The sequence below is a fragment of the Parendozoicomonas sp. 2304DJ65-17 genome (assembly GCF_058148445.1).
Genome location: NZ_JBYVJV010000002.1, coordinates 771964 through 798732, shown reverse-complemented (window position 1 = coordinate 798732; position 26769 = coordinate 771964). Strand labels below are relative to the sequence as shown.

The 26769-nt window shown below is 50.3% G+C and carries 22 protein-coding genes; 3 read left to right on the top strand and 19 right to left on the bottom strand.

The window, feature by feature from the left end; all coding sequences use genetic code 11:
* The first annotated feature begins 138 nt into the window (after positions 1–138).
* From ACY2RR_RS08585 to ACY2RR_RS08575, 3 genes are all read left to right on the top strand, one after another.
* Positions 139–1104 (top strand): outer membrane protein assembly factor BamD, encoded by a 966-nt coding sequence (locus tag ACY2RR_RS08585; RefSeq protein WP_490107727.1) that lies wholly within the window; start codon positions 139–141, stop codon positions 1102–1104.
* Positions 1105–1166: 62 nt separating this feature from the next.
* A complete protein-coding gene (gene yacG / locus ACY2RR_RS08580) occupies positions 1167–1361 on the top strand; it encodes a DNA gyrase inhibitor YacG (protein ID WP_490107726.1) in 195 nt (64 codons plus the stop codon).
* 114 nt (positions 1362–1475) lie between these two features.
* A complete protein-coding gene (locus ACY2RR_RS08575; protein WP_490107725.1) occupies positions 1476–2753 on the top strand; it encodes an MFS transporter in 1278 nt (425 codons plus the stop codon).
* A 13-nt stretch (positions 2754–2766) separates the two neighbouring features.
* Here the strand turns inward: ACY2RR_RS08575 and ACY2RR_RS08570 are convergent, their stop codons facing one another.
* The 19 genes from ACY2RR_RS08570 to rsmH all read right to left on the bottom strand — a co-directional run bounded on the left by ACY2RR_RS08570 (position 2767) and on the right by rsmH (position 26759).
* Entirely contained in the window at positions 2767–3705 is a 939-nt protein-coding gene (locus ACY2RR_RS08570) for a Nudix family hydrolase (RefSeq protein ID WP_490107724.1), read from the bottom strand.
* 27 nt (positions 3706–3732) lie between these two features.
* A complete protein-coding gene (gene argJ, locus ACY2RR_RS08565) occupies positions 3733–4950 on the bottom strand; it encodes a bifunctional glutamate N-acetyltransferase/amino-acid acetyltransferase ArgJ (protein WP_490107723.1) in 1218 nt (405 codons plus the stop codon).
* Between the two features lie 208 nt (positions 4951–5158).
* Entirely contained in the window at positions 5159–7888 is a 2730-nt protein-coding gene (secA, locus tag ACY2RR_RS08560) for a preprotein translocase subunit SecA (RefSeq protein WP_490107722.1), read from the bottom strand.
* Positions 7889–7928: 40 nt separating this feature from the next.
* The gene (locus ACY2RR_RS08555; RefSeq protein WP_490107721.1) at positions 7929–8867 is read right to left on the bottom strand and encodes a M23 family metallopeptidase; all 939 of its coding nucleotides are present in this window, start codon (positions 8865–8867) and stop codon (positions 7929–7931) included.
* A 304-nt stretch (positions 8868–9171) separates the two neighbouring features.
* On the bottom strand, positions 9172–10086 hold the full coding sequence (gene lpxC, locus ACY2RR_RS08550) for a UDP-3-O-acyl-N-acetylglucosamine deacetylase (RefSeq protein ID WP_490107720.1): 915 nt from the start codon (positions 10084–10086) through the stop codon (positions 9172–9174).
* Between the two features lie 186 nt (positions 10087–10272).
* On the bottom strand, positions 10273–11442 hold the full coding sequence (gene ftsZ / locus ACY2RR_RS08545; protein ID WP_490107719.1) for a cell division protein FtsZ: 1170 nt from the start codon (positions 11440–11442) through the stop codon (positions 10273–10275).
* A 54-nt stretch (positions 11443–11496) separates the two neighbouring features.
* Positions 11497–12744, bottom strand: coding sequence for a cell division protein FtsA (ftsA, locus tag ACY2RR_RS08540; protein WP_490107718.1), 1248 nt, complete (start codon positions 12742–12744; stop codon positions 11497–11499).
* A gap of 105 nt (positions 12745–12849) precedes the next feature.
* Complete coding sequence (locus ACY2RR_RS08535) at positions 12850–13716, bottom strand: cell division protein FtsQ/DivIB (protein ID WP_490107717.1); 867 nt, start codon at positions 13714–13716, stop codon at positions 12850–12852.
* The gene (locus ACY2RR_RS08530) at positions 13671–14693 is read right to left on the bottom strand and encodes a D-alanine--D-alanine ligase (RefSeq protein WP_490107716.1); all 1023 of its coding nucleotides are present in this window, start codon (positions 14691–14693) and stop codon (positions 13671–13673) included. Before ACY2RR_RS08530 ends, ACY2RR_RS08535 begins: the two co-directional genes overlap by 46 nt.
* Positions 14694–14706: 13 nt before the next feature.
* Positions 14707–16167 carry a UDP-N-acetylmuramate--L-alanine ligase gene (murC, locus tag ACY2RR_RS08525; RefSeq protein WP_490107888.1) on the bottom strand — a complete coding sequence of 487 codons (1461 nt, stop codon included), beginning with the start codon at positions 16165–16167 and terminating at the stop codon, positions 14707–14709.
* 1 nt (position 16168) lies between these two features.
* On the bottom strand, positions 16169–17239 hold the full coding sequence (gene murG, locus ACY2RR_RS08520; RefSeq protein WP_490107715.1) for an undecaprenyldiphospho-muramoylpentapeptide beta-N-acetylglucosaminyltransferase: 1071 nt from the start codon (positions 17237–17239) through the stop codon (positions 16169–16171).
* A complete protein-coding gene (gene ftsW / locus ACY2RR_RS08515; protein WP_490107714.1) occupies positions 17232–18422 on the bottom strand; it encodes a putative lipid II flippase FtsW in 1191 nt (396 codons plus the stop codon). The genes murG and ftsW overlap by 8 nt, the downstream gene beginning before the upstream one ends.
* Positions 18415–19791 (bottom strand): UDP-N-acetylmuramoyl-L-alanine--D-glutamate ligase, encoded by a 1377-nt coding sequence (murD, locus tag ACY2RR_RS08510; protein ID WP_490107713.1) that lies wholly within the window; start codon positions 19789–19791, stop codon positions 18415–18417. Before murD ends, ftsW begins: the two co-directional genes overlap by 8 nt.
* A gap of 28 nt (positions 19792–19819) precedes the next feature.
* Entirely contained in the window at positions 19820–20902 is a 1083-nt protein-coding gene (mraY, locus tag ACY2RR_RS08505; protein ID WP_490107712.1) for a phospho-N-acetylmuramoyl-pentapeptide-transferase, read from the bottom strand.
* A complete protein-coding gene (locus ACY2RR_RS08500) occupies positions 20902–22311 on the bottom strand; it encodes a UDP-N-acetylmuramoyl-tripeptide--D-alanyl-D-alanine ligase (RefSeq protein ID WP_490107711.1) in 1410 nt (469 codons plus the stop codon). Before ACY2RR_RS08500 ends, mraY begins: the two co-directional genes overlap by 1 nt.
* A complete protein-coding gene (locus ACY2RR_RS08495; RefSeq protein WP_490107710.1) occupies positions 22308–23801 on the bottom strand; it encodes a UDP-N-acetylmuramoyl-L-alanyl-D-glutamate--2,6-diaminopimelate ligase in 1494 nt (497 codons plus the stop codon). Before ACY2RR_RS08495 ends, ACY2RR_RS08500 begins: the two co-directional genes overlap by 4 nt.
* Positions 23801–25528 carry a peptidoglycan D,D-transpeptidase FtsI family protein gene (locus ACY2RR_RS08490; protein WP_490107709.1) on the bottom strand — a complete coding sequence of 576 codons (1728 nt, stop codon included), beginning with the start codon at positions 25526–25528 and terminating at the stop codon, positions 23801–23803. The genes ACY2RR_RS08495 and ACY2RR_RS08490 overlap by 1 nt, the downstream gene beginning before the upstream one ends.
* Positions 25525–25839 carry a cell division protein FtsL gene (ftsL, locus tag ACY2RR_RS08485; protein WP_490107708.1) on the bottom strand — a complete coding sequence of 105 codons (315 nt, stop codon included), beginning with the start codon at positions 25837–25839 and terminating at the stop codon, positions 25525–25527. The genes ACY2RR_RS08490 and ftsL overlap by 4 nt, the downstream gene beginning before the upstream one ends.
* Complete coding sequence (gene rsmH, locus ACY2RR_RS08480) at positions 25836–26759, bottom strand: 16S rRNA (cytosine(1402)-N(4))-methyltransferase RsmH (RefSeq protein WP_490107707.1); 924 nt, start codon at positions 26757–26759, stop codon at positions 25836–25838. Before rsmH ends, ftsL begins: the two co-directional genes overlap by 4 nt.
* Positions 26760–26769 lie beyond the last annotated feature (10 nt).

Below are 26769 nucleotides of genomic sequence, written 5' to 3'. Positions count from 1 at the left end.
CACTAAGAAAGTTCGTTGCCGGATAGCTTGGGATTCTCCCCCATGCTGTGATTAAATAGACTGATTACGTAGTGTACCACAGCATGTCTGGCTCCGGAGCGGACGGAAAACACCGGAAAGGCACTTCAGGGATAACCAATGCGAGCAGCAAAACATTTATTTGTACTGGCTTTTACCGTATTGCTGGCGGCCTGTTCCAGCAACGAAGTCAAGGTTCCAGAGAACCTGACCGAAGCCGAGCTATACCAGCAGTCCAGCGAACAGCTGGATAACAAAAACTATTCAGGAGCCGTAGACACTCTGCGCGCGCTGGAATCCCGCTACCCATTCGGCCCCTTTGCCGAGCAGGCACAGCTGGACCTGATCTTTGCTTATTACAAGAGCATGGAACCGGAAGCGTCACGAGCTTCTGCAGAACGTTTTATTCGTCTGCACCCTCAGAATCCTAATGTTGATTACGCCTACTACATGCGAGGTCTGGCATCCAACACGGCCGACCTGGGCTTGATCGAACGCTACGTGCCTGTTGATATGTCACGCCGTGACCCCGGTCAGGCTCGCCAGTCCTTCAATGAATTTGCCGAACTGCTGCGTCGCTTCCCAGACAGCCGCTACGCACCGGATGCCCGTCAGCGTATGGTTTATCTGCGTAACAGACTGTCTCGCTACGAACTGCATGCCGCTGATTACTACATGAAGCGTAAAGCTTATGTGGCAGCTATTAACCGTGGCCGCTACATTGTTGATCACCTGCAGGGCACGCCAGTTGTTGAAGAAGCATTGGGCATTATGGTGGAAGGTTACCAGCACCTCGGCCTGAACAAGCCTGCCGATGAGGCACTTCTGGTTCTGAAAACCAACTTCCCGGAAAGCAAGCTGCTGAATGCTAACGGAGAGTTTATTGGCCACCGTGTTTACAGTGATGTTGATCCAACCCTGCTCAGCACACTGACCTTTGGTTTCTTTGGTGACAATACACCAAAGAAAGAGAAGATTGTTGAGGAAGAGGAAGAAGAAAACGGCCCTTCACTCCTGAACACTCTGACCTTTGGTTGGCTGGGTGACGACGGCGCTCCTACCGCTCCGGAACCACCAGCACAGTAACCACCAGTTACCCGATCACCAAAAGGCCTGAGTTTCAGGCCTTTTCTATTTTGAGAACAACCATGACCACCACCGTAAAATGCCCACAGTGCCAGAAGCCAGTGGAGTGGAAACCCGAGAATAAATATCGCCCTTTCTGCTGCGAGCGCTGTCGGTTAATCGATCTGGGAGCCTGGGCTGCGGAAGAACATAAAATTCCGGGCACACCTCAATATGATGACCTTATGTCTGACAATCTGGATGAATTCAAATCCTGAACGATCTATAGCTGCCTGATACCCCCGTCAGGTAGCTCAACTCCATTTGTTATTACACCTTTTCAATATCGCGCCTACTCTCTTCTCTCCCTGAATATCACAGAGAGATAAAAGATGAGCACAACCCTCAGCCCGAAGAAAATATTATTAATAACTGCGTCGGGCGGGGCTCTGGAGTTCTATGACTTCACTCTCTTTATTCTTTTTGCCCCATTTATAAAAACAGCCTTCTTCCCTGAGACAGATACCTTGACCGGTATGATTGGCGTAATGGGATTTTTCTTTGCCGGTTATATTGCCAGACCTTTGGGGGGCATTATTTTCAGCCACTTTGGCGATCGCTTTGGCCGCAGCTCCCAGTTCACCATCACCCTTGGCATTATGTCTTTCTGCACTCTGGGCATTGCTCTACTGCCAACCAGAGAGGTTCTTGGCGACTTATCACTAATCGGCCTTCTCGCCCTGAGAATCCTTCAGGGGGCCTCCCTGGGGGGAGAGATTCCTGGCTCCGTCACTTACATGGCCGAATGGCTGCCCTGGAACAGGCGTGGCCGGGCGATAAGCATAATTATTACCGCAATAACAGCTGGCAACCTTATGGGATCAGTAACGGGCTATTTGTTAACGTCAAATATTACTCAGGAACATATGCAACTATGGGGTTGGAGAATTCCATTTGCCCTTGGGTTTGTTTTAGGCATGGTGACTTTAATTGCCCGCCGCAGAATGACGGAAACACCAGCCTTTTTGAAGCTGATGACCGAAGAGGCTGTACAGCGCATCCCTCTTACGACTCTCTTTCAAAGTCATCGAACACAACTAATTCAGGGAATAGGCATTGCTGCTGTACCGGCAATCATTGTTTCGTTTTGCCTCTATCTGCCAGTCTGGTTCAACCAGCATTTGAAACTGCCACTGCTGTCATCCTTTTCCTGCTCAACGCTGGCGTTTCTTATTATCTGCGCTCAGGTACCTTTCTATGGCTGGCTCAGTGACCGCATTGGCCGCAAACCCCTGATGGCAGGAGGCGCCCTCCTATTAACCCTTGCCACAATTTTCTCTGAAGTAGCTCTATCAGCCGGTACATCAGGCAGTGCACTCCTTACCGTGATACTGCTCATCACACTGCCAGCTGCAATGGTTCAAGCCTGTTACGAAACATCTCTGGCAGAGCTCTTTCCGACAGATGTGCGGTTTACCGGTCTTGGCCTCAGTCACAATGTAAGCTTTGCGTTATGTGGAGGGTTATCGCCCCTGATTATGGAAACACTTATCGGGCATGGAGTGATTCTGGCACCACTTTACCTTGTCGGGATCTGCGCAATATTAACGACTATGGCGAGCTGCAATATGCCCCACCCCAACCATTACCTTATTCATATCAATACCTGATGAAACGGGATTACTACCACCAGTTACTGATCGCTGCGATTCCTTGCGCACCCGCATCAATAGCCTGTGGCAAACTTTCTTCTCTCATTCCGCCCAGACAATAAACAGGTAACGTTGCCTGCTCAATCAATGTTTTCGCCTTCTCCCAACCGAGAGGTTCTGCATCTGGATGACTTATAGTGTTTTGCACTGGTGATAACGTGGCGCAGCTGGCACCGACTTCAACGGCCATATCCAGTTGCTGCTTATCATGGCAGGAGGCGATCAGCAATTTCTCGCCTGAATAGCGCCAGCCTTGCTCATGCAATTTCTGAAGCTGCTCTGAAGTCAGATGTAGGCCAGCCACACCGTCCTTATCCAGCCAGCTTAAATCACCTTTCACAATCAGTTGGCTTACGCCAGAGGAGAATAAAGGCAAGAGAGCTTCAGTACAGGCGTTATATTCAGAATCACTCAGCCATGGAGCCCGGAACTGAATCATTGGCAATTGTCGCTCAATAGCAGCAGAGACTCTGCTCACCAGTTCCGAAGTTTCGGCAAAAGCTCCGGTGATTAAATATTTCTGGGGCAATTGTGCTGCAGCCACAATCGGACGATTTGCGGCAGGAAACTCATGGGATGACAGCTCTGCAGGTGCCACCCACTTTACCGGCTGGCCTTCACGACCGTGAGGCTCACCCGCAAAAGAAGTCACCGTCCAGACATCGAGCAGCACAGACTTATCAGGGTATTTATGATGAATACGAATCAGCGGATGAAACTCTGAGGGCTGAATGCCCAGCTCTTCATCCAACTCCCGGCATAAAGCATCCGCTACCTTTTCATCGGGCTCCACCTTGCCGCCGGGGAATTCCCACAACCCTCCCATATGTTTATCGAGAGGGCGACGAGCGATCAAAATATTATTGTTCTGATCAAGAATAACTGCGGCAGCAACGTGGATTTGCTTCATACAACCTACTTATAAAACCGCCCCCAATCAGGTGCGGTATTCAGCATTAATGGTGACATAGTCGTGGGAAAGATCAGACGTCCAGACCTGTGTAGATTCTGAACCCAGCCCCAGATCGATATTGATGGTATAGGCTTCTTTATCCATAACCGCCTGCCCATCCGCCTCCTGATAACTGGCGGCAACACCACCTTCCTCTGCGATCAGAATCTCATCAAGATAAATCTGAATCTTATCGACATCCAGGTTATCCACAGGTGCGCGGCCTACAGCAGCCAGAATCCGACCCCAGTTTGGATCACAGGCAAACAGTGCAGTCTTCACGAGTGGCGATAAAGCTACGGTATTGGCAACTGTATGAGCTTGCTCAACAGACTCAGCCCCCCGCACTGCAACCGTCACGAACCGGGTTGCCCCTTCACCATCCATAACCAGAGCTTTGGCCAGATCCTGACACACATCGGCGATAACCTTGGAAAGCTTGGCAAACAATGCATTATCGCGATCGGTAATCATTGGATTACCGGCTTTACCGGTTGCGATCAGAATGCAGGAATCATTGGTTGAAGTATCACCATCAACCGTGATGCGATTGAAGGAATCATCAGCAACTTCTGCCAACAACTCTTGCAAAAGCGTACGTTCAACAGCTGCATCAGTGGCGATATAGGTCAGCATGGTCGCCATATTCGGGTGAATCATGCCGGAGCCTTTGGCAATCCCGGTTACAGTGTAGGTTTGACCTTCAAACTCAAACTGGCGGGAATAACCTTTAGGGCGAGTATCGGTGGTCATAATACCTTCAGCAGCATGCCACCAACCTTCTTCAGACAGGCTATCGACACATCCGGGAATACCAGCCTCCAGCCGTTCGACTGGCATAAGCTCACCAATCACTCCGGTAGAAAAAGACAACACTTGCTCAGACTGAACCTCCAAAGCTTCAGCGACAACAGCTGTAGTTCGCTTAGCATCAGACATGCCCTGTTCACCGGTACCGGCATTGGCATAACCAGTATTCACCAGAAGCGCGCAGGGTGAATTATTTATACGATCACGACACAAGAGCACTGGCGCCGCGCAAAATGCATTCTGGGTAAATACACCTGCAACACTGGCCTCCTCCGGCCAGCGCATAACCACCAGATCCCGGCGATCCTGATAACGAATACCGGCTTTTACCGTACCAAGTTGAAAACCTTTAACTGGATGCAATGTGCCCGATGGAGCTTTTCCCGTTGCCATACTTCCCCCAAGTAGGTGGCGACATTTTTACCATGATTATGCCCGCTTATTTTCATGTGTTAGGCAGACACTTACCTCTCATGGCTGTCTGATATTTTAAATTCTTCATTTCTGGTTAAGTAAAAAAACCTCTCACCCCGGAGGGATGAAAGGCTCTTAAAAAGTGAAGCTATGTCTTACACAGCTATTGCTTCAGACAATGACTGCCTTAAACAATCTTACCGTGACACTGCTTGTACTTCTTGCCCGAGCCACAAGGACACGGCTCATTTCGACCAACCTTACGACCGTCTCGCACAACAGGTGCCTGAGGTTCTGGTGCAGGAGCTTCCGCTTCATCACCATCATCGGATATACCCTGTGCCTGCTGGTGTTCAAACTGCATGCGACGAGCTAACTCTTCACGGCGCTGGCGTTCAATTTCTTCAGTCTGGTCATCCTGCTGAACCTGAACGTGGGACAACACGCGAACAACTTCGTGCTTGATGTCAGTCAGCATCTGGGAGAACAGTTCAAAAGCTTCCCGCTTGTATTCCTGTTTCGGATTCTTGGCAGCGTAGCCGCGCAGGTGAATACCCTGACGAAGATGATCCATAGTGGCCAGATGCTCTTTCCACTTATCATCCAGAATACGCAGCAGAATATGCTTTTCGAACGCCTGTAGAGCTTCTGCTCCAGCCAGAGTCTTCTTGCTCTCGTAGGACTCAGCCACTTTCTCTAGAATACGGTCACGCAGGCCGTCTTCATCCAGAGCATCTTCTGTATCGAGCCATTGCTTAACAGGCAGCTGCTCATTTAATTCCGCCGCAATACGCTTTTCAAGCCCAAGAATATCCCACTGTTCTTCAAGACTCTGAGGAGGAATAAATTCGTCAATCAGGCTATTAATAACTTCCGCACGAATGTTGTTAACACTTTCACTCACATCTTCAGCGGCTAACAAATCATCACGCTGAGAGTAAACGACCTTACGCTGATCGTTGGCTACATCATCGTATTCAAGAAGGTTCTTACGAATATCAAAGTTACGACCTTCAACCTTACGCTGGGCTTTTTCAATAGCGTTGGTCACCATACGGTGCTCAATCGCTTCGCCCTTTTCCATACCCAGAGCTTTCATAAAGTTCTTCACCCGGTCAGAGGCGAAGATACGCATCAGGTTATCTTCCAGAGACAGATAGAAACGGGAGGAACCCGCATCACCCTGACGGCCGGCACGACCACGCAGCTGGTTATCAATACGGCGAGATTCGTGACGCTCAGTACCAATGATATGCAAGCCACCAGCGGCCAGTACTGCATCATGGCGCTGCTGCCATTCGGAGCGCAGGTTTTCCAATTGTTCTTCGGAAGGGTTGTCCAGAGTGGCGGCTTCAGCTTCCCAGTTACCACCAAGGCTGATATCCGTACCACGACCAGCCATGTTTGTCGCAATGGTGATTGCGCCGGGACGACCAGCCTGAGCAATAATATCGGCTTCTTTCTCGTGGAACTTGGCATTCAGAACCTGGTGCTCAATACCCGCCTTTTTAAGAGCATTGGAAAGCAGCTCGGAAGATTCGATTGAAGCAGTACCAACCAGCACAGGTCGTGCCGCAGCAACTGTTTCACGGATATCCTGAATAATTGCCTCGTATTTCTCTTCGATGGTGAGATAAACGAGGTCATTCATATCCTTACGGATCATCGGTTTGTGGGTAGGAATAACCACCACATCCAGGCCGTAGATCTGACGGAATTCGAAGGCTTCTGTATCAGCGGTACCAGTCATGCCAGACAGGTTGTCGTACAGACGGAAATAGTTCTGGAAAGTTGTAGATGCCAGAGTCTGGCTTTCCGCCTGAATAGGCAGACCTTCTTTGGCTTCCAGTGCTTGGTGCAGACCTTCAGACAAACGACGACCTGGCATTGTACGACCGGTGTGTTCATCAACCAGCATAATTTCCTGGCCGCTGACAATATATTCCACGTTTTTCTGGAACAGGGTGTGAGCTTTCAGGGCTGCCTGAGCATGGTGCAGAAGATTCAGGTTCTGGGAAGCGTAAAGGCTTTCACCCTCTGGAAGGTGGCCTTCTTTCACCAGAGTATCTTCAATAAACTGGTGACCGATTTCAGTGAGCTCTACCTGACGGGTCTTTTCATCGATGATGTAATGACCGGTATCCTCAACACCTTCTTCGCTTTCTTCGTGTTGACGCTCCAGGCGAGGAGCCAGCTTATTCATAGTCCGATAGAGTTCGGAACTGTCTTCAGCCGGGCCGGAAATAATCAGAGGAGTACGAGCCTCATCGATAAGAATGGAGTCAACTTCATCGACAACAGAGAAGTTCAGCTCACGCTGGAACTTATCTTCCTTACGGAACGCCATGTTGTCTCGAAGGTAGTCAAAACCGAACTCATTGTTGGTGCCGTAGGTGATATCTGATTGATAAGCCGCACGCTTTTCTTCAGGATCCTGCTGAGGAACGATGACGCCGACACTCAGTCCAAGGAATTCATACAGCGGTTGCATCCAGCGAGCGTCACGACGAGCAAGGTATTCGTTAACGGTAACAACGTGAACACCTTTGCCAGATAAACCGTTCAGATAAACAGCCAAGGTGGCCATCAGGGTTTTACCTTCACCGGTGCGCATTTCAGCAATACGACCCTCGTGAAGAGTCATACCACCAATCATCTGCACATCAAAGTGACGCATTCCCATAACCCGCTGACTGGCCTCACGACAAACAGCGAAGGCTTCAACGAGAAGGTCATCCAGAGATTCACCGCCTTGGGCGCGCTCTTTCAGTTTCAGGCTGCGGGCTTTCAGGTCATCATCACTCAGTGCCTGCAGTTCATTTTCCAGCTCACCAATCTGCTTAACCCGCTTACCCATTTTCTTGAGCTGGCGGTCGTTCTTACTGCCTACAATTTTTTTTACGAGAGATGACAACATAATTTGATCAAGTGCCCGAAATTTCCAAATTCTTTATTAACTATCCGCGACTGGCTCTGTACATATAGCGGGCGGGATTCACCTGCCTGTTATTTACCAGCACTTCAAAATGCACATGGGGGCCAGTGGATCGCCCCGAACTCCCCATCAGGCTGATTGCCTGCCCCTTAGTGACAATATCCCCGACCTTCACTAATGCTTCTTTATTATGAGCATATCGGGTGACATAACCATTGCCATGATTAATTTCTACCAGCAAACCAAAACCACTGCGTTTTCCGGACCAGGTAACAATTCCGGAACCAACGGCAATAACTTCAGAACCTTCTTTACCGGCAATATCTACGCCTTTATGCCAGGCAGGCCTGCCGGTGAATGGATCTGTTCTGCGGCCAAAGTTAGAAGAAACCCATCCTTTTCTAACAGGGCGGCCGGCAATATAAACATCATCCTGAAGATTTCTTCCCAATAGCAGAGACTCCAGAACTTCCAATTGTTCTGCACGGTTATCAATACGGGAAGCGAGTTCTTCAATCTGATCAGAGAAACTGGGAGGGAGATAAGTCTGGCCGGCATCAATGGCTTCATCTGGCCCACCCAAAGCCGGAGCTGTACCAAAATCAAACTCATCTTGAGCCAGGTCGGCCATGGTTACCAGTCTATCTCCCAGAGCATCAAGTCTCATTAAGCGCCCTTGAAGCTGGGCCAGTTGCACAGCCATGGCATCCAGTTCGACACTGGATGCACCTTTTAGTTTCTCAACATCTTTCCGCTGAACATTAAGGGCGGTTTTCCATTCCTGAAGATCACTACTGGTTAATGCACCGGATGCATTCAGATTCAGGAAATACCAGGCCAGAAGAAAACCGGCCAGAATAAGAGCCGCGGCTGACAAACCAATCCCCCAGAACAGTCGTGCACCATCCATCCAGAAAGTGCGACTTTTACCATGGGGATGTCGAACAACGATTACTTTCATTGTCAGCCTGAAATTACCTCTGGGATTGCTGCCATTATGGGACAGCCAATCCATGTTTTAGCGAAACGAACTACTCAATTCTCATTCAAGCTCACACGTCATGTTTCACAAGCTCGAAATTTAAGTGGTTGATAGTACCAGAAAATCGCCAGAATGCGGCACACTCTAGCATTGCCAAGAACACTCTCGCAACAAGGGGTGCCGTACCACTTGAAAACACCCACATTTTGTAAAAATAAACTCCCAAAAAAAAGGCCATCAAATATGATGGCCTTTAAATAAGGAGAGAGTATTTTTTATGCGATCAGGCAACAACAGCTGTCGGACGCGCATAAGAAATAGGAGCTGTGGCAGCATCATCAAACGTCACAACTTCCCATGCTGACTCATCAGCAATCAAAGCACGAAGCAGTTTGTTATTGGTGGAGTGACCGGACTTCTCACCGATAAATTCACCAATCAGGCTGTTACCCAGCAGATACAGGTCACCAATAGCGTCCAGCATCTTATGCTTAACAAACTCATCTTCGTAACGAAGACCGTCTTCATTCAGAATACGGTAATCATCAACAACAATAGCGTTCTCTACGCTGCCGCCCAGAGCCAGGTTTTGGGAGCGCAGAAATTCAATATCCTTCATAAAGCCGAAGGTACGGGCACGGCTAACTTCTTTAACAAAGGAAGTACTGGAGAAATCAATGCTGGCTTGTTGAGTCAGCCCATGGAATACAGGGTGATCAAACTCAATAGAGAAGCTGACCTTAAAACCATCAAAAGGTACGAAAGTGGCTGATTTGCCTTCTTCCTTAACGGTGACCTTCTTTTTGATGCGAATAAAGCGCTTGGCAGCAGACTGTTCTTCAATACCAGCGGATTGCAGCAGGAATACAAAAGGACCTGCACTGCCATCCATAATAGGTACTTCATGAGCGGTCACATCAACATAGGCATTATCAATGCCCAGACCAGCCATGGCAGAAAGCAGATGTTCTACGGTATCAACCCGTACACCGTCCTTTTCAAGGGAAGTGCAAAGAGTCGTCTGACCAACATTTACAGCCCGCGCTGGTATCTGAACGACAGGATCAAGATCCGTTCTGCAGAAAACGATGCCGGTATCAACAGGAGCAGGCCTCAGGGTGAGATAAACCTTTTCACCTGAGTGCAAACCTACACCGGTTGCCCGAATGATATTTTTGAGTGTGCGCTGTCTGATCATAATGCAGCCGTAGAGCCTTATATATCTTGCTTTATACCAGCAATACTGGAATCCCAGCCAAGCTGCAAGACATCCTGCCCAGCCTGAAATCTTGCAATAAACGTGCAGTCTAGCAAAGTAACGCCCATGAACATAGTGTTACATACCGTACCACTTCACGTTTATCGGTAAACCACCAGACGGAAATCAATCCGCCTGACGTCTCAGAAATGCTGGAATGTCCAGATAATCTGGAGAATCCGACACCTGAGGTTCAATTGGAGCCGTATCACTACCTACTGCAACAGGTTGACGACGGTTTACCGTTGGGCGTTCCAGCTCACGGTAATCAATTTCGCCAGTGGTTGCCTTAGGTTTGGGAGCGTTATTGGTGTTATCAACAACCACCTTAGGCTCTTCGTTATGACCCAGACCTGTTGCAACAACTGTTACACGCAACTCATCAGTCATTTCAGGATCAATAACGGTACCGATAACCACAGTGGCATTCTCGGAAGCATACTGGTTCACAGTATCACCAACTTCCTGGAATTCACCGATAGCAAAGTCCAGACCCGCAGTAATATTGACCAGAATACCGCGAGCACCCTGCAGATCGATATCTTCCAGCAGCGGGCTGCGAATCGCAGACTCAGCAGCTTCAGCGGCACGGGTCTCGCCAGTCGCGCAGCCAGTACCCATCATCGCCATGCCCATTTCGGACATAACAGTACGCACGTCAGCAAAGTCAACGTTGATCATACCTGGACGGATAATCAGGTCAGCAATGCCCTGAACAGCCCCCAGAAGCACGTCGTTCGCCGCACTGAAAGCAGACAACAAACTCGCCTTTTTACCCAGAGCTTCAAGAAGCTTTTCATTTGGGATAGTGATCAGAGAGTCAACATGTTCAGAGAGTTCTTTCAAACCTTCAGTGGCTACGTTAGTACGCTTACGCCCTTCAAACGGGAACGGGCGGGTCACAACAGCAACTGTCAGGATATCCAGCTCTTTAGCCACCTGAGCAACCACAGGAGCCGCACCGGTACCTGTACCGCCACCCATGCCAGCAGTGATAAACACCATATCCGCGCCGCTGAGCACTTCCGCAATACGCTCGCGATCTTCAAGAGCAGCCTGACGACCAATCTCAGGGTTTGCACCAGCTCCCAATCCCTTGGTGATACCAGTACCCAGCTGCAACAGGGTACGGGCATTCAGGTTTTTGAGTGCCTGCGCATCGGTGTTTGCCACGATGAAGTCAACACCTTCAACCTGACTGTTCAGCATGTGGTTTACAGCGTTACCGCCACCACCGCCAACACCAATTACCTTTATTACCGCATTTTGCGGAATACTGTCTTCCAGCTCGAACATGAAACTCTCCTTTCTCTCAATGTCCATCTTCTTGTATTAATTCCTGGTTAACAATCAAAAGTTTCCTTGAACCCATTGTTTCAGGCGACTAAGGAAACTTTCCTGCTTCTGTGGTCTTCCCTGGGAAGATGGCGCACTGCGGACACCTTCCTCCATATTGTGTTGCGCGTACTGCAAAAGGCCGACACTGGTTGCGTAAATCGGGTTACGAACAACATCAGCCAGACCCTCAATATTCTGGGGCAGTCCTAATCGAACAGGCATATGGAAAATCTCTTCTGCCAGCTCGATAACACCTTCCATCTTCGATGTGCCGCCGGTCAGAACAATCCCGGCTGCAACCAACTCTTCAAAACCACTACGTCGCAATTCGGCCTGTATCAGGGTGAACAACTCGTCGTAACGGGGCTCAACAACTTCCGCCAGAGCCTGACGGGAAAGATCCCGGGGAGGACGATCTCCTACACTGGGCACTTTGATCGTTTCATCCACGCCTGCCAGTTGAGTTAGAGCGCATGCATATTTAATTTTAATATCTTCTGCGTGCTGGTACGGCGTACGCAGTGCCATGGCGATATCATTGGTGACCTGATCGCCAGCAATAGGAATAACGGCCGTGTGACGAATTGCCCCTTCTGTAAAGATAGCTATATCTGTGGTTCCACCACCGATATCCACCATGCACACACCCAGTTCTTTTTCATCGTCAGTCAAAACTGAGTAGCTGGAAGCCAGCTGCTCGAGAATGACATCATCCACATCAAGGTTGCAGCGACGAATACATTTTTCAATATTCTGAACAGCGTTCACGGCACAAGTGACCAGATGCACCTTGGCTTCCAAACGAACGCCGGACATTCCCAACGGTTCTTTCACACCTTCCTGGGTATCAATCACATACTCCTGAGGGAGAATATGCAGAATTTTCTGGTCAGCAGGAATCGCAACAGCCTGGGCAGCATCAATAACCCTTTCCATATCAGCTGTTGTTACTTCCCTCTCACGGATGGCAACAATGCCGTGAGAGTTCAGGCTGCGGATATGATTACCCGCAATACCCACATAAACAGAGTCAATCTGACAACCCGCCATCAGCTCAGCTTCTTCTACAGCCCGCTGAATAGATTGCACTGTCGACTCAATATTGACGACCACACCTTTACGCAATCCACGGGAAGGGTGTGAACCGATACCAACCACCTCAATAGTGCCGCGATCGGTAATTTCACCGACCAGAGCGACAACCTTGGATGTGCCGATATCCAGGCCGACAACCATTTTTCCATTCCCAGAGCCAGTCATTCGCTAACCTACCTGTTGTCCTGTTACCCGACGCTGATCTGTTTACGACCGGTCTCCCGGCCACTGCTGCATGCAGTCATCGTCATACCTGCATTTTGTTAAAATCTATCCGCCCGTTTTCTCTTGGCCGCTTCCTTGAGCAGGCCTCTGAATCCAGGCGACTGCGACACCATCCCGATACCGCAAATCAATACTTCCCACTTCAGCCCAGCGTGTTTGCAGGCGGTTATAGTAGAGCTGGGTAAAGCGCTGCATGCGCTCAATTAACTCATCACCACCCAGCTGTACCGCAACACCTTTCACCCTGAAGCTCCAGTTTCCTGAAGGTGTCAGGCTCACTGCTTCAACACGCAAACCCAAAAGACGGAGCTGCTGACTCAGAGTCATGTACTGCTGCATGATCTCCTGCTCCCGCCCTTCCGGGCCTCCTAACAGAGGAAGTTCACTGAATGACCTCCCCTGCCGGGAGCGCAGAACCTTTCCGTCTGCGCTGATTAACTCTTTTTCCTGCCAGCGGGCAACCGGTACTTCTTCCTCAAGAACAACCTCTACCCGATCTGGCCAAATCTTCTTTACCCGTACATTGGCAATCCAGGAGTCTTTTTCCAGAACCTGCTTAATGCCTCGCAGGTCCACACTGAAAAAGCGTTCCCGCAAATAAGGTTCCAACTCTGCCTGCAACGCTTCCTGGCTGAGATAACGAAAGTTGCCACTTACCTCAACCTTTGCCACCGGCCTGTCCAGCCACTCCCGCAAAACGGGTAGCGACAACATCAATCCGCCAAGCACAGCTCCCGCTACAAGAAACTTCAGGGCTGCTGCTACCCGGCGCCCCCAGAGCAGAAATCTTTGCTTTCGCTCTTCCTGCTCACGGCGGCTGTTCCGTTTCTTTGGGGCAGCGTTCTTATCTGCCCTTAAACTCTTTCTTAACTCATCTCTGTTGTCATGCCGGAGATATCGTCGGGCATCCATGACCTCTCCTCTTCGCCACTAATGCGCAACAACTCAAGAACCAGATCCGCAAACTGATAGCCAACGGCCTGCGCTGCCATAGGTACAAGACTGTGGTCAGTCATTCCAGGAATAGTATTCACTTCCAGAAGCCAAAAGCGCCCCTGGTCATCCTGCATAACATCTACACGCCCCCAGCCACTGCAACCAAGCCCATCAAAAGCCTTTACAGCCAGAGCCTGCAGTTCCTGCTCTTTCTCTTCCGTTAAGCCACTGGGTAAATGGTAACGGGTATCATCAGAAAGATACTTGGCCTCATAGTCATAAAATGTGTTATCCGTCTCAAGACGTATAACTGGTAGCGCACGACCATCAAGAATGGCCACTGTGTATTCAGGTCCGGCAATCAATTGCTCAATCATAGCCTGATCAGTGTGTTCCAGAACCTTGGCAATAGCTGAAGCCAGTTCTTCCCGGGTATACACCGGAAAAGTGCAAATACTGGAACCCTCGCCATTTGGCTTCACAAAACATGGCATTGGCAGATCAGCTGTTTCCAGATCTGTTGTTTTGCCTACCATGACAAACTCAGGCGTCGGCAGATCCATACTTTTCCAGATCAGCTTGCTGCGGCATTTATCCATAGCCAATGCAGAGCCTTTTACACCACTTCCCGTGTAAGGAATGTGCAGAAAATCAAGCAACCCCTGAACTGTTCCATCTTCGCCATCACCACCATGAAGGGCCAGAAAAACACGTTCTGGTTTTACAGTGCGCAGCTGATCAACAAGATCGTCACCCGCATCTACCAGAACCGCATCGACACCACGGTCTTTCAGCGCCGTAAAAATCCTGTTGCCTGACTTCAGCGACACCTGACGTTCAGGTGAAAGGCCACCACAAAGCACCGCTACCCGGCCAAAAGCCTTAGCGTCAACGGCAACACCTTTCGCATCCTGCTTATTAACAGCTTGCTCTGCCTTTGACTTCTCAGTCATATCCTTGCCCAACTCACTCACTTTTCAGAACCAGCTCTTTCTCTGCCAGCTCACCGGCCAAACCACCAATATCTCCAGCGCCCTGGGTAATCAACAGGTCGCCATCTGTCAGCACATCTGCCAGAACCTTATCAACTGGCTCGCCGCGCTGAACAAAAATCGGATCTAAACGTCCACGCTGCCTAATGCTGCGACACAGGCTGCGACTGTCAGCTCCTGGGACTGCTGTTTCCCCTGCAGGATAAACGTCCATCAACAGCAAAACATCGACCTGTGACAGCACATCCACAAAGTCTTCGTACAAATCACGGGTACGGGAATAACGGTGAGGCTGGTAGATCATCACCAGACGCTTTTCTGGCCAGCCCTTACGAATAGCGGCGACAGTTGCAGAAACCTCACGGGGGTGGTGACCGTAGTCATCGACAAACATAACTTCGCCGACACCTGTCTGGTAATTGCCATAAACCTGGAAGCGACGACCAACCCCCTGGAAACCGGAAAGCCCTGCACAGATATCTTCATCAGACATCCCTTCCTCTGACGCAACCACATAAGTTGCCAGGGCATTCAGGATATTGTGCTCTCCGGGAATATTGAGATTCACATCAACATTGTCACGACCTTTGCGCACCAATGTGAAGTTGTTCTGCATCGCTTCCTGCTGAGCATTGATGGCTCGGTAATCAGCATCTTCAGAGAAACCATAAGTGATCACCTGACGCTTAATCTGCGGCAACAGTTCACGGACGACTGGATCATCAATACAAACGACAGCCAAACCATAAAAAGGCAGATTGTGCAGAAAATCCAGGAAGGTCTGCTTCAGCTTGCCAAAATCACCTTCATAGGTAGACATATGGTCGGCATCAATATTGGTAACGATGGAAACCATTGGCTGAAGATGAAGAAATGATGCATCACTCTCGTCAGCTTCGGCGACCAGATAACGACTGCCACCCAGGCGTGCATTGGTACCCGCGGAGTTCAGTCGACCACCAATAATAAATGTGGGATCAAGACCGCCCTGCCCAAGTACAGAGGCAAGAAGGCTGGTTGTTGTCGTCTTACCGTGAGTACCAGCAACAGCAATACCGTGACGGTAACGCATCAGTTCCGCCAGCATTTCCGCACGAGGCACAACCGGAATACGATTTTCACGGGCTGCCATCAGTTCGGGGTTATCCGCTTTAACTGCGGTGGAAACCACCACCACATCAGCTCCAGCGATATTTCCACTGTCGTGGCCGATATGAATTTCAGCACCAAACGACGCCAGACGCTCAGTCACTTTTGAAGCGCGAATATCAGAGCCGGAAATTTTATAGCCCTGATTACAAAGAACTTCTGCGATACCGCACATACCGGAGCCACCAATACCAATAAAGTGGATCCTGCTTATGCGGCGCATTTCAGGAACAGCGAAAACCGGAACCTGCTGTTCAGACATTGTATTGTTAACCTGTTTTTTCATTTCAGACACGGGCAACCTCCTGACAGATAGTTGCAACCCGGGTGGTTGCGTCAGGGTGAGCACAAGCTCTGGCATTTTCAGACATCGCCTGCACCTTCTCAGGGTGCGCGGAGAACTCTGATAATTTTTCCGCCAGTGTATGTTCAGTCATATGTTTTTGTTCCAGCAAAACAGCGGCGTCGTTATCCACCAGATAACGACCATTGCGCAGTTGTTGCTGATCCTTGTGCCATGGATAAGGCACCAGAATGGCGGGCTTACCCGCATTAGCCAGTTCCGCCACGGTAAGAGCCCCGGAGCGACACAGCACCAGATCAGCCCAGCCATAGGCGGCAGCCATATCATCAATAAAGGGATCAACCCGACCTTCAACACCAATGCTTTTATAAAGCGCACGGGTGTCGTCCAGATTGATAGCACCAGTTTGATGCCAGACTTCCGGAGCACTCTCGCCCATTACAGCCAGAGCCTTGGGTACACATTCATTCACTGCAACAGCGCCACGACTACCACCAAGTACCAGCAAACGCAGTTTACGATCAGCTTTGTTTTCATCCGCTACTGGAACAATCATTGGCCGCACAGGGTTACCGGTGCACTCTGCATTAGCATCAGCAGGAAAGGCTCTCGGAAAAGCTTCCAGTCTGCGAGAGGCAAACATACTGGCAATACGATTGGTTAAGCCAAGAATCGCATTCTGCTCATGAAGAACCAAAGGCTTACGCAGCAACCAGGCGGCCACACTGCCAGGGCCAGAAACAAAACCGCCCATACCTAATACCGCAACAGCTTTCTTGGAACGCATAACACGCAGCGCATGCCATAAAGACAGAGCAACACGGAACGGTGCCTGCAACAAAGCCTTCACCCCATTACCACGAACACCTTTGACCGGCATAAAGGTAATGTCATAGCCATGCTTTGGAACCAGATCCGCTTCCATACCATCACGAGTTCCCAGCCAGTGAATCTGGAAACCTTTGTCTCGTAGTTCATCCGCAACAGCCAGAGCCGGGAATATATGTCCGCCAGTACCGCCCGCCATTACGATAAAGAGAGGAGCTTCAGACATTAGCGCCCTCCCGTTTCTTTTTTACTGCTTTGACCGCACCCTGGGTACGGCGCTCAAAATCAATTCGCATCAACAGCCCAATGGCCATACAGTTCATAATCAAGCTACTGCCGCCATAACTCATCAATGGCAGAGCCAAACCTTTGGTGGGCAACAAACCGCTGCTGACACCGATATTTATAAACACCTGACTGCCAAACAACAGGCCAAGCCCGTAAGCCAGGTAAGCTGAAAACTGCTGTCCGGCCCGTTCAGCTAAAAGTCCAATTCGCATTGCCCGCCAGGAAATAAAAAACAGCATGGCAATCAACACAATTCCGCCAATCAAGCCAAACTCTTCAGCCACCACAGAGAAGATAAAGTCTGTATGGGCTTCAGGGAGAAAGAACAGTTTCTGAATACCATTACCTAAACCTTCCCCGGCCCAGCTTCCCCGACCAAAGCCAATCAAAGACTGAGTAAGCTGATAACCTGCACCAAACTGGTCAGCCCAAGGATCCTGAAAGCTACTAAGGCGTGCCATCCGGTAAGGCTCAAAAATAATCAGGTATGCGCCACCAGCCACACCAATAAGAACCAGAACAAGAAACTTTCCTATACGAGCACCCGCCAGGAAAATCATGCCCATAATTGAGGCAGATAAAACCACAGCAGAGCCGAAATCCGGTTCCAGCAACAACAACCCCAGAACAATCGCAAGAATAACAAGAGGCTTAAAAAATTCTTTCCAGCTAGGTCCACAAACGGCTTCGCGCCAACGGGATAGGTAAAACGCCGTAAAGATAATCATCATCACTTTGGCGACTTCCGAAGGCTGGAGATTAAAAATACCCAACGGCAACCAGCGTTTACTGCCGTTCACTTCACGGCCAACAATCACAACAAGAGTCAGAAGAGCGATGGAAATAATCAAAGGGACGAAGCCAGTGCGCTGCCAGAAGGACATTGGCAGCACCATCATCGCTGCCATCACACCAACTCCAACCGCCATAAACAGGCTCTGGCGAATCATAAAATAGAAAGGACCACCGTAACCGGCACTGGCAATACCGCTTGAAGCCGAACCAACCATAATCAGCCCCATCGCCATACAACAGGCGACAACAGCCATCAGTTTCAGATCAACCGGGTTGTTGCTGTTTTGCAGTCTTACATAGATATCAGATACAGATGTGCTAGCCATAACGCACCTCTACCTGTTTGCGGAATTCATCGCCCCGATGCTCGTAACTGCGGAACATATCAAAACTGGCACAGGCCGGTGCTAAAAGAACTGCATCTCCCGCCTTAGCCAGCTCTCCAGCCAGCACGACGGCTTGCTCCAGATCATCTACCCGATGGGTATTTGTCAGGCCTCGTACAGTCTCAGCAATTTTTTCACCATCTGCGCCCAGTACAATCAAGTCCCGAACATAGCTGCTAACGGCATTATTCAGATCAGCAAAGTCAGCCCCTTTGCCATCACCGCCAGCAATCAGAACAATATCGCCCTGCAAGTCTGCACCAAGACCCTCAATTGCGGCCACTGCCGCACCAGTATTGGTTGCTTTTGAATCATTGAACCAGCTGACACCATTATGGTCAGTCAGCCATTCACAGCGATGAGCCAAACCGGTGAACTCACGCAGAGCTGAAAGCATGGCTTCCATCGGAAGATCAACCAGAAAACCAAGTGACAGAGCAGCTAGTGCATTCGCCTGATTGTGTAGCCCTCTAACTTTCAATTCCGATGCACGAATCAAACGAGTCACGCCCTGTACCAACCAGGTCTCACCATCCTCAGCTACAGTGCCAAAATCATTTAATCCGGGAGGAGCTCCAAAGCCAAACGACAGCTGATTTACATTTTCAGAAACAAGCGGTGCTGTCAGAGCATCATCGCGATTTTTAACTGCACCATAGCAACCACGATAAATGCGATGTTTAGCCTGATGATAATCAGCCACTGACTCATAACGATCCATATGATCCGGTGTTACATTCAGAACAGTCGCTGCCGCCGCACGCAAGGAATGCGTGGTTTCAAGCTGAAAGCTGGAGAGTTCAAGCACATAGAGATCTTTGGGCTTTTGCTCCAGGAGTTCGAGAACCGGTGTGCCGATATTGCCACCAACACCAACCTGAACTCCGGCTTTTTCTGCCATTTGTCCCAGCAAAGTTGTTACAGTGCTTTTTCCGTTAGAGCCGGTAATTGCAATAACCTGAGCGCGGGACTGCCTCTCCTGAAGAGCACGGCAGAACAATTCAATATCACCAGATACAGCAACGCCGCTGGCAATAGCAGCGGCAATGGCAGGTTCCTTCAACGACAGACCTGGACTAACTATCAACTCATCAGCAGCACAGAGCTGAGCAGCATCAAGTTCACCACAAGCAACTTGTACACCCGGGCAATCTCTGTGGAGTTCATCCAGCCCGGGCGGGTTGTCACGGCTATCAAAAATCCGGAAAGGTGAGCCGGAGCGATACAACCAGCGAGCGCAGGCAAGCCCGGTCTTACCGAGACCGATGACTATCCTTTGTCTGTCGCTGCCAATCAGCTGCTCACTCACTATTTCTTCCTCGCCACTTACATATTGGTCAACGCAGCTTCAGCGTTGCCAGCCCGATCAGAACCAGGATCAGACTGATGATCCAGAAACGCACAATCACCCGAGGCTCTGGCCAACCTTTCAGTTCAAAGTGATGGTGTATTGGTGCCATCCGGAAAATACGACGCCCGGTCAACTTATAAGAGCCAACCTGCAAAATAACCGAGACCGTTTCCATTACGAACACGCCGCCCATAATGAACAGAACAATCTCCTGCCTTACGATTACGGCAATCACACCCAGCGCAGCACCAAGAGCCAGCGCACCTACGTCGCCCATAAATACCTGTGCGGGATAGGTGTTAAACCAGAGGAATCCAAGACCCGCACCTACCAGCGCTGCAGTGAACACTACCAGCTCACCAGAGCCCCGGATAAACGGAATATTCAGATATTTGGCAAACTCGAAGTGACCACTCAGATAAGCAAACACCCCTAAAGCCGCAGCCACCATAACCGTAGGCATGATGGCCAAGCCATCCAGACCATCTGTGAGGTTGACGGCATTACTGGTGCCAACAATTACAAAGTAAGTCAGCACAACAAAGAAGATGCCCAGTGGAATAGCAACGCTCTTGAAAAACGGAACAATAAGCGCTGTTTCCATAGGCGTTTTAGCCATCATATAAAGTGCAATCGCCGCACCAAGACCAAACACCGACTGCCAGAGATACTTCCAGCGCGCAGGCAAACCACGGGAGTTCTTTTCTACAACCTTCCGGTAATCATCAACCCAGCCCACAGCACCGAAAGCCAGAGTTACACCCAGAACAATCCAGACATAAGGGTTACTCAGGTTGGCCCACAGCAGAGTGCTGATTGTGATGGCCGCCAGAATCAGGGCTCCACCCATTGTTGGTGTTCCGGCCTTACTTAAATGAGATTGAGGACCATCGTCGCGTACAGCCTGGCCAATCTGATGAAAACTCAACTTCCGAATCATCACCGGGCCAAACCATAGGGAAAAAGCCAGCGCCGTAAGAACACTGAGAATCGCCCGGAGGGTCAGATACTTAAATACGCCAAAGCCGCTGTAATATGTACTCAGGAAATCAGCCAGCCAGTGCAGCATCAGAATCCCTCCTTGGTGGCCGCCCTGGCGGGCGCTTCAGTTTTCTCAGAAAGGCATGCACTGACGACTTCATTCATTCCAGTCACCAGTGAACCTTTTACCAACACAACAACACCTGGTTTCAGGTGAGGTGTCAGCCATGCGATAAGTTCTTTTTTATCAGTGAAGTGTTCACTGTCCTGGGTAAAGCCTGCGTGAACATTTGCGGACACCGTACCGCTGGTAAGAACTCTGTCGATTCCAGCTGTGAGCGCATACTCACCCAGCTCTCTGTGCATCTGAACACCTTCACTTTCACAGGTATAATGCTCAACAGAGAGATCCCCCATAACCAGAATGCGATAACCATCGCAGTCTGCCAGTTCATCAATCGCTGCACGGGTTGAAGCGGGATTAGCGTTGTAGCTCTGATCAATGATCATTGCCCCGCTGTCAGTGCGGAAACGCTGACCACGGCGGGCATAAGGACGTGCAAGCCCCAGACCGGCAGCAATAGTTTCAATATCCAAACCTGCCGCTTTTGCTATGGCCGCCGCCGCGCAGGCGTTGGCAACCTGATGACGCCCCCAGAATTGCAAATGAACAGGAGTTTCTTTGCCATCAAGGTGAAGAATGAAGTGCATGCCATTTTCTTCGGTCACCACATCACTTGGCCAACTGTTCGCGTCCTGACGACACAAACTGAAAGTCTTGATCTGACAACCTGATGTACGAGCGACCCGATCCATCCACATCTGGTGATGCTCATCATCCAAATTGATAACGGCGCAGCCATCTTCAGTCAGGAGATCAAAAATCGCGCCCTTCTCTTCAACAACCCCCAGAACGCTGCCAAGACCAGCTACATGGGAAGAGCTGGCGTTATTCACCAAAGCAACATGGGGGCGAACAATGTGAGTAAGGTGAGCAATTTCGCCGGGACTATTGGTACCCATTTCAACGACAGCGTACTTATGCTCTTCGGTTAAACGCCCAAGAGTTACAGGCACGCCGTAGGCATTATTTAAATTACCGATTGTTGATAATGTAGGAGCCACCTGCCCGAAAATTGCGGCCAACATCTCTTTAACAGAAGTCTTCCCGCTGCTTCCAGTAACTCCCAGAACGGTGCCGCCAAAAGCATCCCGATTCAGATGACCGATTTGGGCCAGCGTTTTTTCCGTATCATCAACCAGAATATAAGGCAGCCCTTCAACCGGCTGACTAACCAGAACGCCGGCAGCGCCTTTTTCCAAAGCTGCTTGTACATAGTTATGACCATCAAAATTTGGCCCTTTGATGGCAACAAACAACTGGCCCGGCTGGAGAGTACGGGTATCAATACTGATGGAACTGACTGGCGCGTCGTCACCAACCAGTTTTCCCGAAAGGCCGGTAGCTAAATCGCTGAGATATTGTGCTGCAATCATGCCACCCTCCCGGACAGAGCCAAGGTTACCTGCTCAAGATCACTGAACGGATAACGAACCCCTTTAATTTCCTGATAACACTCGTGACCTTTACCAGCAACGAGCACAACATCATTTGGACCCGAAGAGTGAATAGCCTGAGCAATAGCATCTCTGCGCTCAACGACAACTGTCACACGCTTTTTCTGTTCGTCATCCAAACCTGCCAGCGCATCTTCAATAATGCTGGCGGGATCTTCAGAGCGTGGGTTATCACTGGTCAGAAAAACCTGATCCGCACCGGCACATGCAGCCTGGGCCATAAGAGCGCGCTTGCCGCGATCACGATCACCACCGCAGCCAAACACACAGGTCACATTGCCATTACCGTGTTCCCTCAAAGCACCTAAAACACTGCTCAAGGCATCCGAGGTATGGGCATAGTCAATAATGACGCTTGGCTGTTGATCATTGCCGTAGCGCTCCAGGCGTCCGGGCACACTTTCAATAAAAGGAATGGCTGCCAGAACATCTTTCAATGCAAACCCATGGCAACCCAGCACACAAATTACACCAAGCAGGTTACTGAGGTTGAAGCGACCCAGAAGTGGGGTTTGCAGCTCACCCTCCCCCCAGGGAGAAAAAACCTGCGCCTTCATTCCATCTGGAAGAAGTTGAATGTTATTCAGATACACATCGGCGGAATCATCGGACAGCGAAAACTTCAAAGCCTTAACGGACTCCGGAACTTTCTTTAACAGGTAATCAGCCCAGGAATCATCGGCATTGCAGATGGCGTATTTCAGACCTGAATGAGTAAACAACCGTCCCTTGGCATCAGCGTAGGACTCCATGGAACCGTGGTAATCAAGATGCTCACGGGTCAGGTTGGTGAAAATCGCGGCATCAATATGCAGGCCGCTTACGCGCCCCTGATCAAGACCATGGGAAGAAACTTCCATAGCCATCCAGCCAACATTTTCATCGCGCATGTCAGCAGCAAAGCAATGACTGCTCAACATATCAGCAGTAGTGTTACCGGTTTCAATGAGCCGTCCAACACGCCCCTTGCCCAGAGTTCCCATAATTCCACAGCCATTACTGAGGCGATCCAGCAGCGAACCAAGAAAATGAACTGTTGACGATTTGCCATTGGTTCCGGTTACGCCGATAACTTTCACCTGTCTGGATGGATGCCCAAGGCTAAAGCCCACCAGATCACCAGCTTTTTCCTTAAGCCCGGCAACAGCAATAACCGGCACATTAACGTCCGGAGTATTCTTTCCTGCTTCCATAAGAACAGCTGCGGCACCTGCATCCACAGCAGTTTTGATATAGTCCCGCCCGTCAACAGCATATCCGGGCAATGCAAGGAAAAGATCGCCACGACTAACCCTGCGGCTGTCGGTCACAATGGCCGAAAGCGCAATATCGTCGGCCCACAGCTCAACACCAAGCCATGCCAGCAAACGATTCAGGGTCAGACAATCTTCCTTCATAGTGTCTGTCATTAACCTTCATTCCTGATTTTCCTGGTGGCGTCTGCAACCGTCTGACGCTCATCCACAGTTTCCGGAGGAACCCCCAGAACCCGCATTGTTTCACCAGCTACCCGGGAAAAAACGGGAGCAGCTACCACACCACCGTAATATTTCCCCGCACGGGCCCCATCAACCATGATGACCATAACTATGCGAGGGTCGTCTGCCGGCGCAATACCGGCAAACAGGGAAATATAGCTGTCGCTGGAATACTCACCCTCTTCCAGCTTTTTCACGGTACCGGTTTTCCCCGCCACCTCATATCCGTCAATCCGGGCTCTGCGAGCCGTTCCCTTCTTGCTGGCAACGGTCTCCATCATATCCATCACATCTCTGGCCACATCAGGTGAAATCACCTGTTGGCTTTCAGCCGGGATATCCCGCTTCAAAATACTGACAGGTATTGCCTTGCCATCATTGGCCAACACCATATAGGCCTGAGCCAGCTGCAATGCTGTTACTGTTATTCCGTATCCATAAGAGAGAGTGGCCGTTTCAATAGGCCGCCACTTATTTCTTACCGGCAGCAAACCTGTTCTCTCTCCCGGGAACACAACCCCGGTTGACTGCCCAAAACCAACTCTCTGAAACAGGGAAATGACCGCATTCGGGCCAATATCCAGGGCCATCTTGGTCATGCCGACGTTGCTGGATTTGGCCAATATTCCCGCCAAATCCAGAGTCCCGTAATCACGGGCATCTTTCACAACATCCTTGCCAACCCGCAGCCGCCCTGGAGCCACTCTCACCCGACTGTCACTGGTATAGCGCCCGGACTCCAGAGCCGCGGCCACCGCAAATGGCTTAATCACCGAGCCAGGTTCAAACTGGTCGGTGATGGCTCGATTACGCATGCCTGAGATATTCATCTCATCACGCTTGTTCGGGTTAAACGCTGGCTGGTTAACCATGGCCAGCACTTCTCCGGTTTTTACGTCCAGCATAACCAGAGAGCCGCCAGTGGCTTTGTTTTCCTGAACGGTCTTCAACAGTTCACGGTAAGCCACATACTGCAGACGCAGATCGATACTCAATTTGACCTCTTTGCCGGGCTCCGCGCTTTTCACCACATCCGATTCACGGATAGCGTGCCCTTTGAGGTCTTTGGTCACCTGCATCAACCCAGGCATCCCGGCCAGCCAGTCATCCAGTGCCAGCTCAACACCTTCCTGACCTTTGTCATCAATATCTGTCAAACCCACCAGCTGCGCAGTCACCTCACCCGCCGGGTAGAAACGCTGATATTCCGGTTGGTCATCCACACCGGAAATTTTCAGATCAAGCACCTTTTGCGCTTCATCAGGTTCCATCTGTCGCTTCAGATAGATAAAGCCTTTGTGTTTGTCACGCTCTATACGCTTTTCCAGCTCAGAAAACGGTATCTCCAGCGCAGCACTTAACTCTTTCCAACGGGGTTTGGACTTTTCTCCCATCAATACACGGGGATTACCCACGATAGAAACAACTGCGGTACTGACAGCCAGCGGGCTACCATTCCGGTCGAGAATAATGCCCCGATGGGCAGGTATCCTCTCTTCCCGCAACGTCCGCTTATCCCCTTCACTCTGTAAGAAGGGGCGATTCCATACGTGTAAAAAAGCAACGCGACCAGCAATAGCGATCACGGCCAGAAGCATCAGGACCTGAACACTGCGATAGCGTCCCATATAGGGCACTGCCGTTTTGCTTTTGTTCACGGTTTCACCAGGATGACCCGTTTCTTATCGGGCATCACCATGTTGAGTTCCCTTCTTGCCCGCTCTTCTACACGACTGTGAGCAGTCTCAGTACTATGCTGCAGGAGCAGCTGTCCCCAACGCTCCTGCAACGTATTCTTTCTCATCAGCTCTGTCTGTAACTGGTTAAAAGTCTGTCGGTTCAAATGGGATACGTACGTCACCCCAAATGCCGAAACAACAACCACTACAGAAAAAACAGCTGGCAGCCAGGCAATGCGCCTCCACACAATCAGCAGAGGGCTGAAGTCCAGCCACTGCCCGCCTGTCACGCCAGACGTTCCGCCACTCGCATCACAGCACTGCGTGCACGAGGGTTACCATCAACTTCTTCAGGCCCGGCTTTTCTAGCCTTACCTACACTTTTCAGGCGCCGATTCAGCTGCTCTTCTGTCAGCGGAACCCAGCTGGGGACGTCATCCCCTTTTTCGTGGCGCCGGATAAAACGCTTCACCATTCGATCTTCCAGCGAGTGGAAACTGATAATCACCAGTCGCCCTCCTGGCTTGAGCAGTTCAAGGCTGTCTTCCATCACCCGCTCCAGATCATCAAGCTCACTGTTGATAAAAATCCGGATCCCCTGAAACGCCTTGGTGGCCGGATGAATCTTCTTTGGCCAGACCGGATTCGCATCAGCAATAATTTTTGCCAGTTGCGCCGTCCTTGTTATTGGCGCCTGCTCACGGGCTTCAAGAATGCCCTTCGCCATACGCCGACCAAACTTTTCTTCACCAAACCGCTTAATGACATCGGTGATTTCATCTTCACTGGCGACTGCCAACCAGTCTGCGGCACTCATGCCTCGACTGGTGTCCATACGCATATCCAGAGGACCATCATTCTGGAAACTGAAACCGCGGCCAGCGTCATCCAACTGCGGGGAAGAAACCCCTAAATCCAGCAGAATGCCATCAACCTTTTCGCCGCCAGCAAATTCTTTAATCTGGGCAAAGGAGCCATGACAGATGCGAAAACGTCCGTCCTCCTGCTCAAGCTCCTGTGCCACACCGACAGCTACCGGATCTTTATCAACCCCCGTCAACTGCCCTTGATTATCAAGCTGGGACAGAATTAAACGACTGTGCCCACCTCGACCAAATGTTCCATCTATGTAGTGACCGTTACCATCCGTCACCAAACAATCAACTGCCTCATCAAGGAGTACAGTTTTGTGCTGAAATTTCTTGCTCATAAACTCTTCA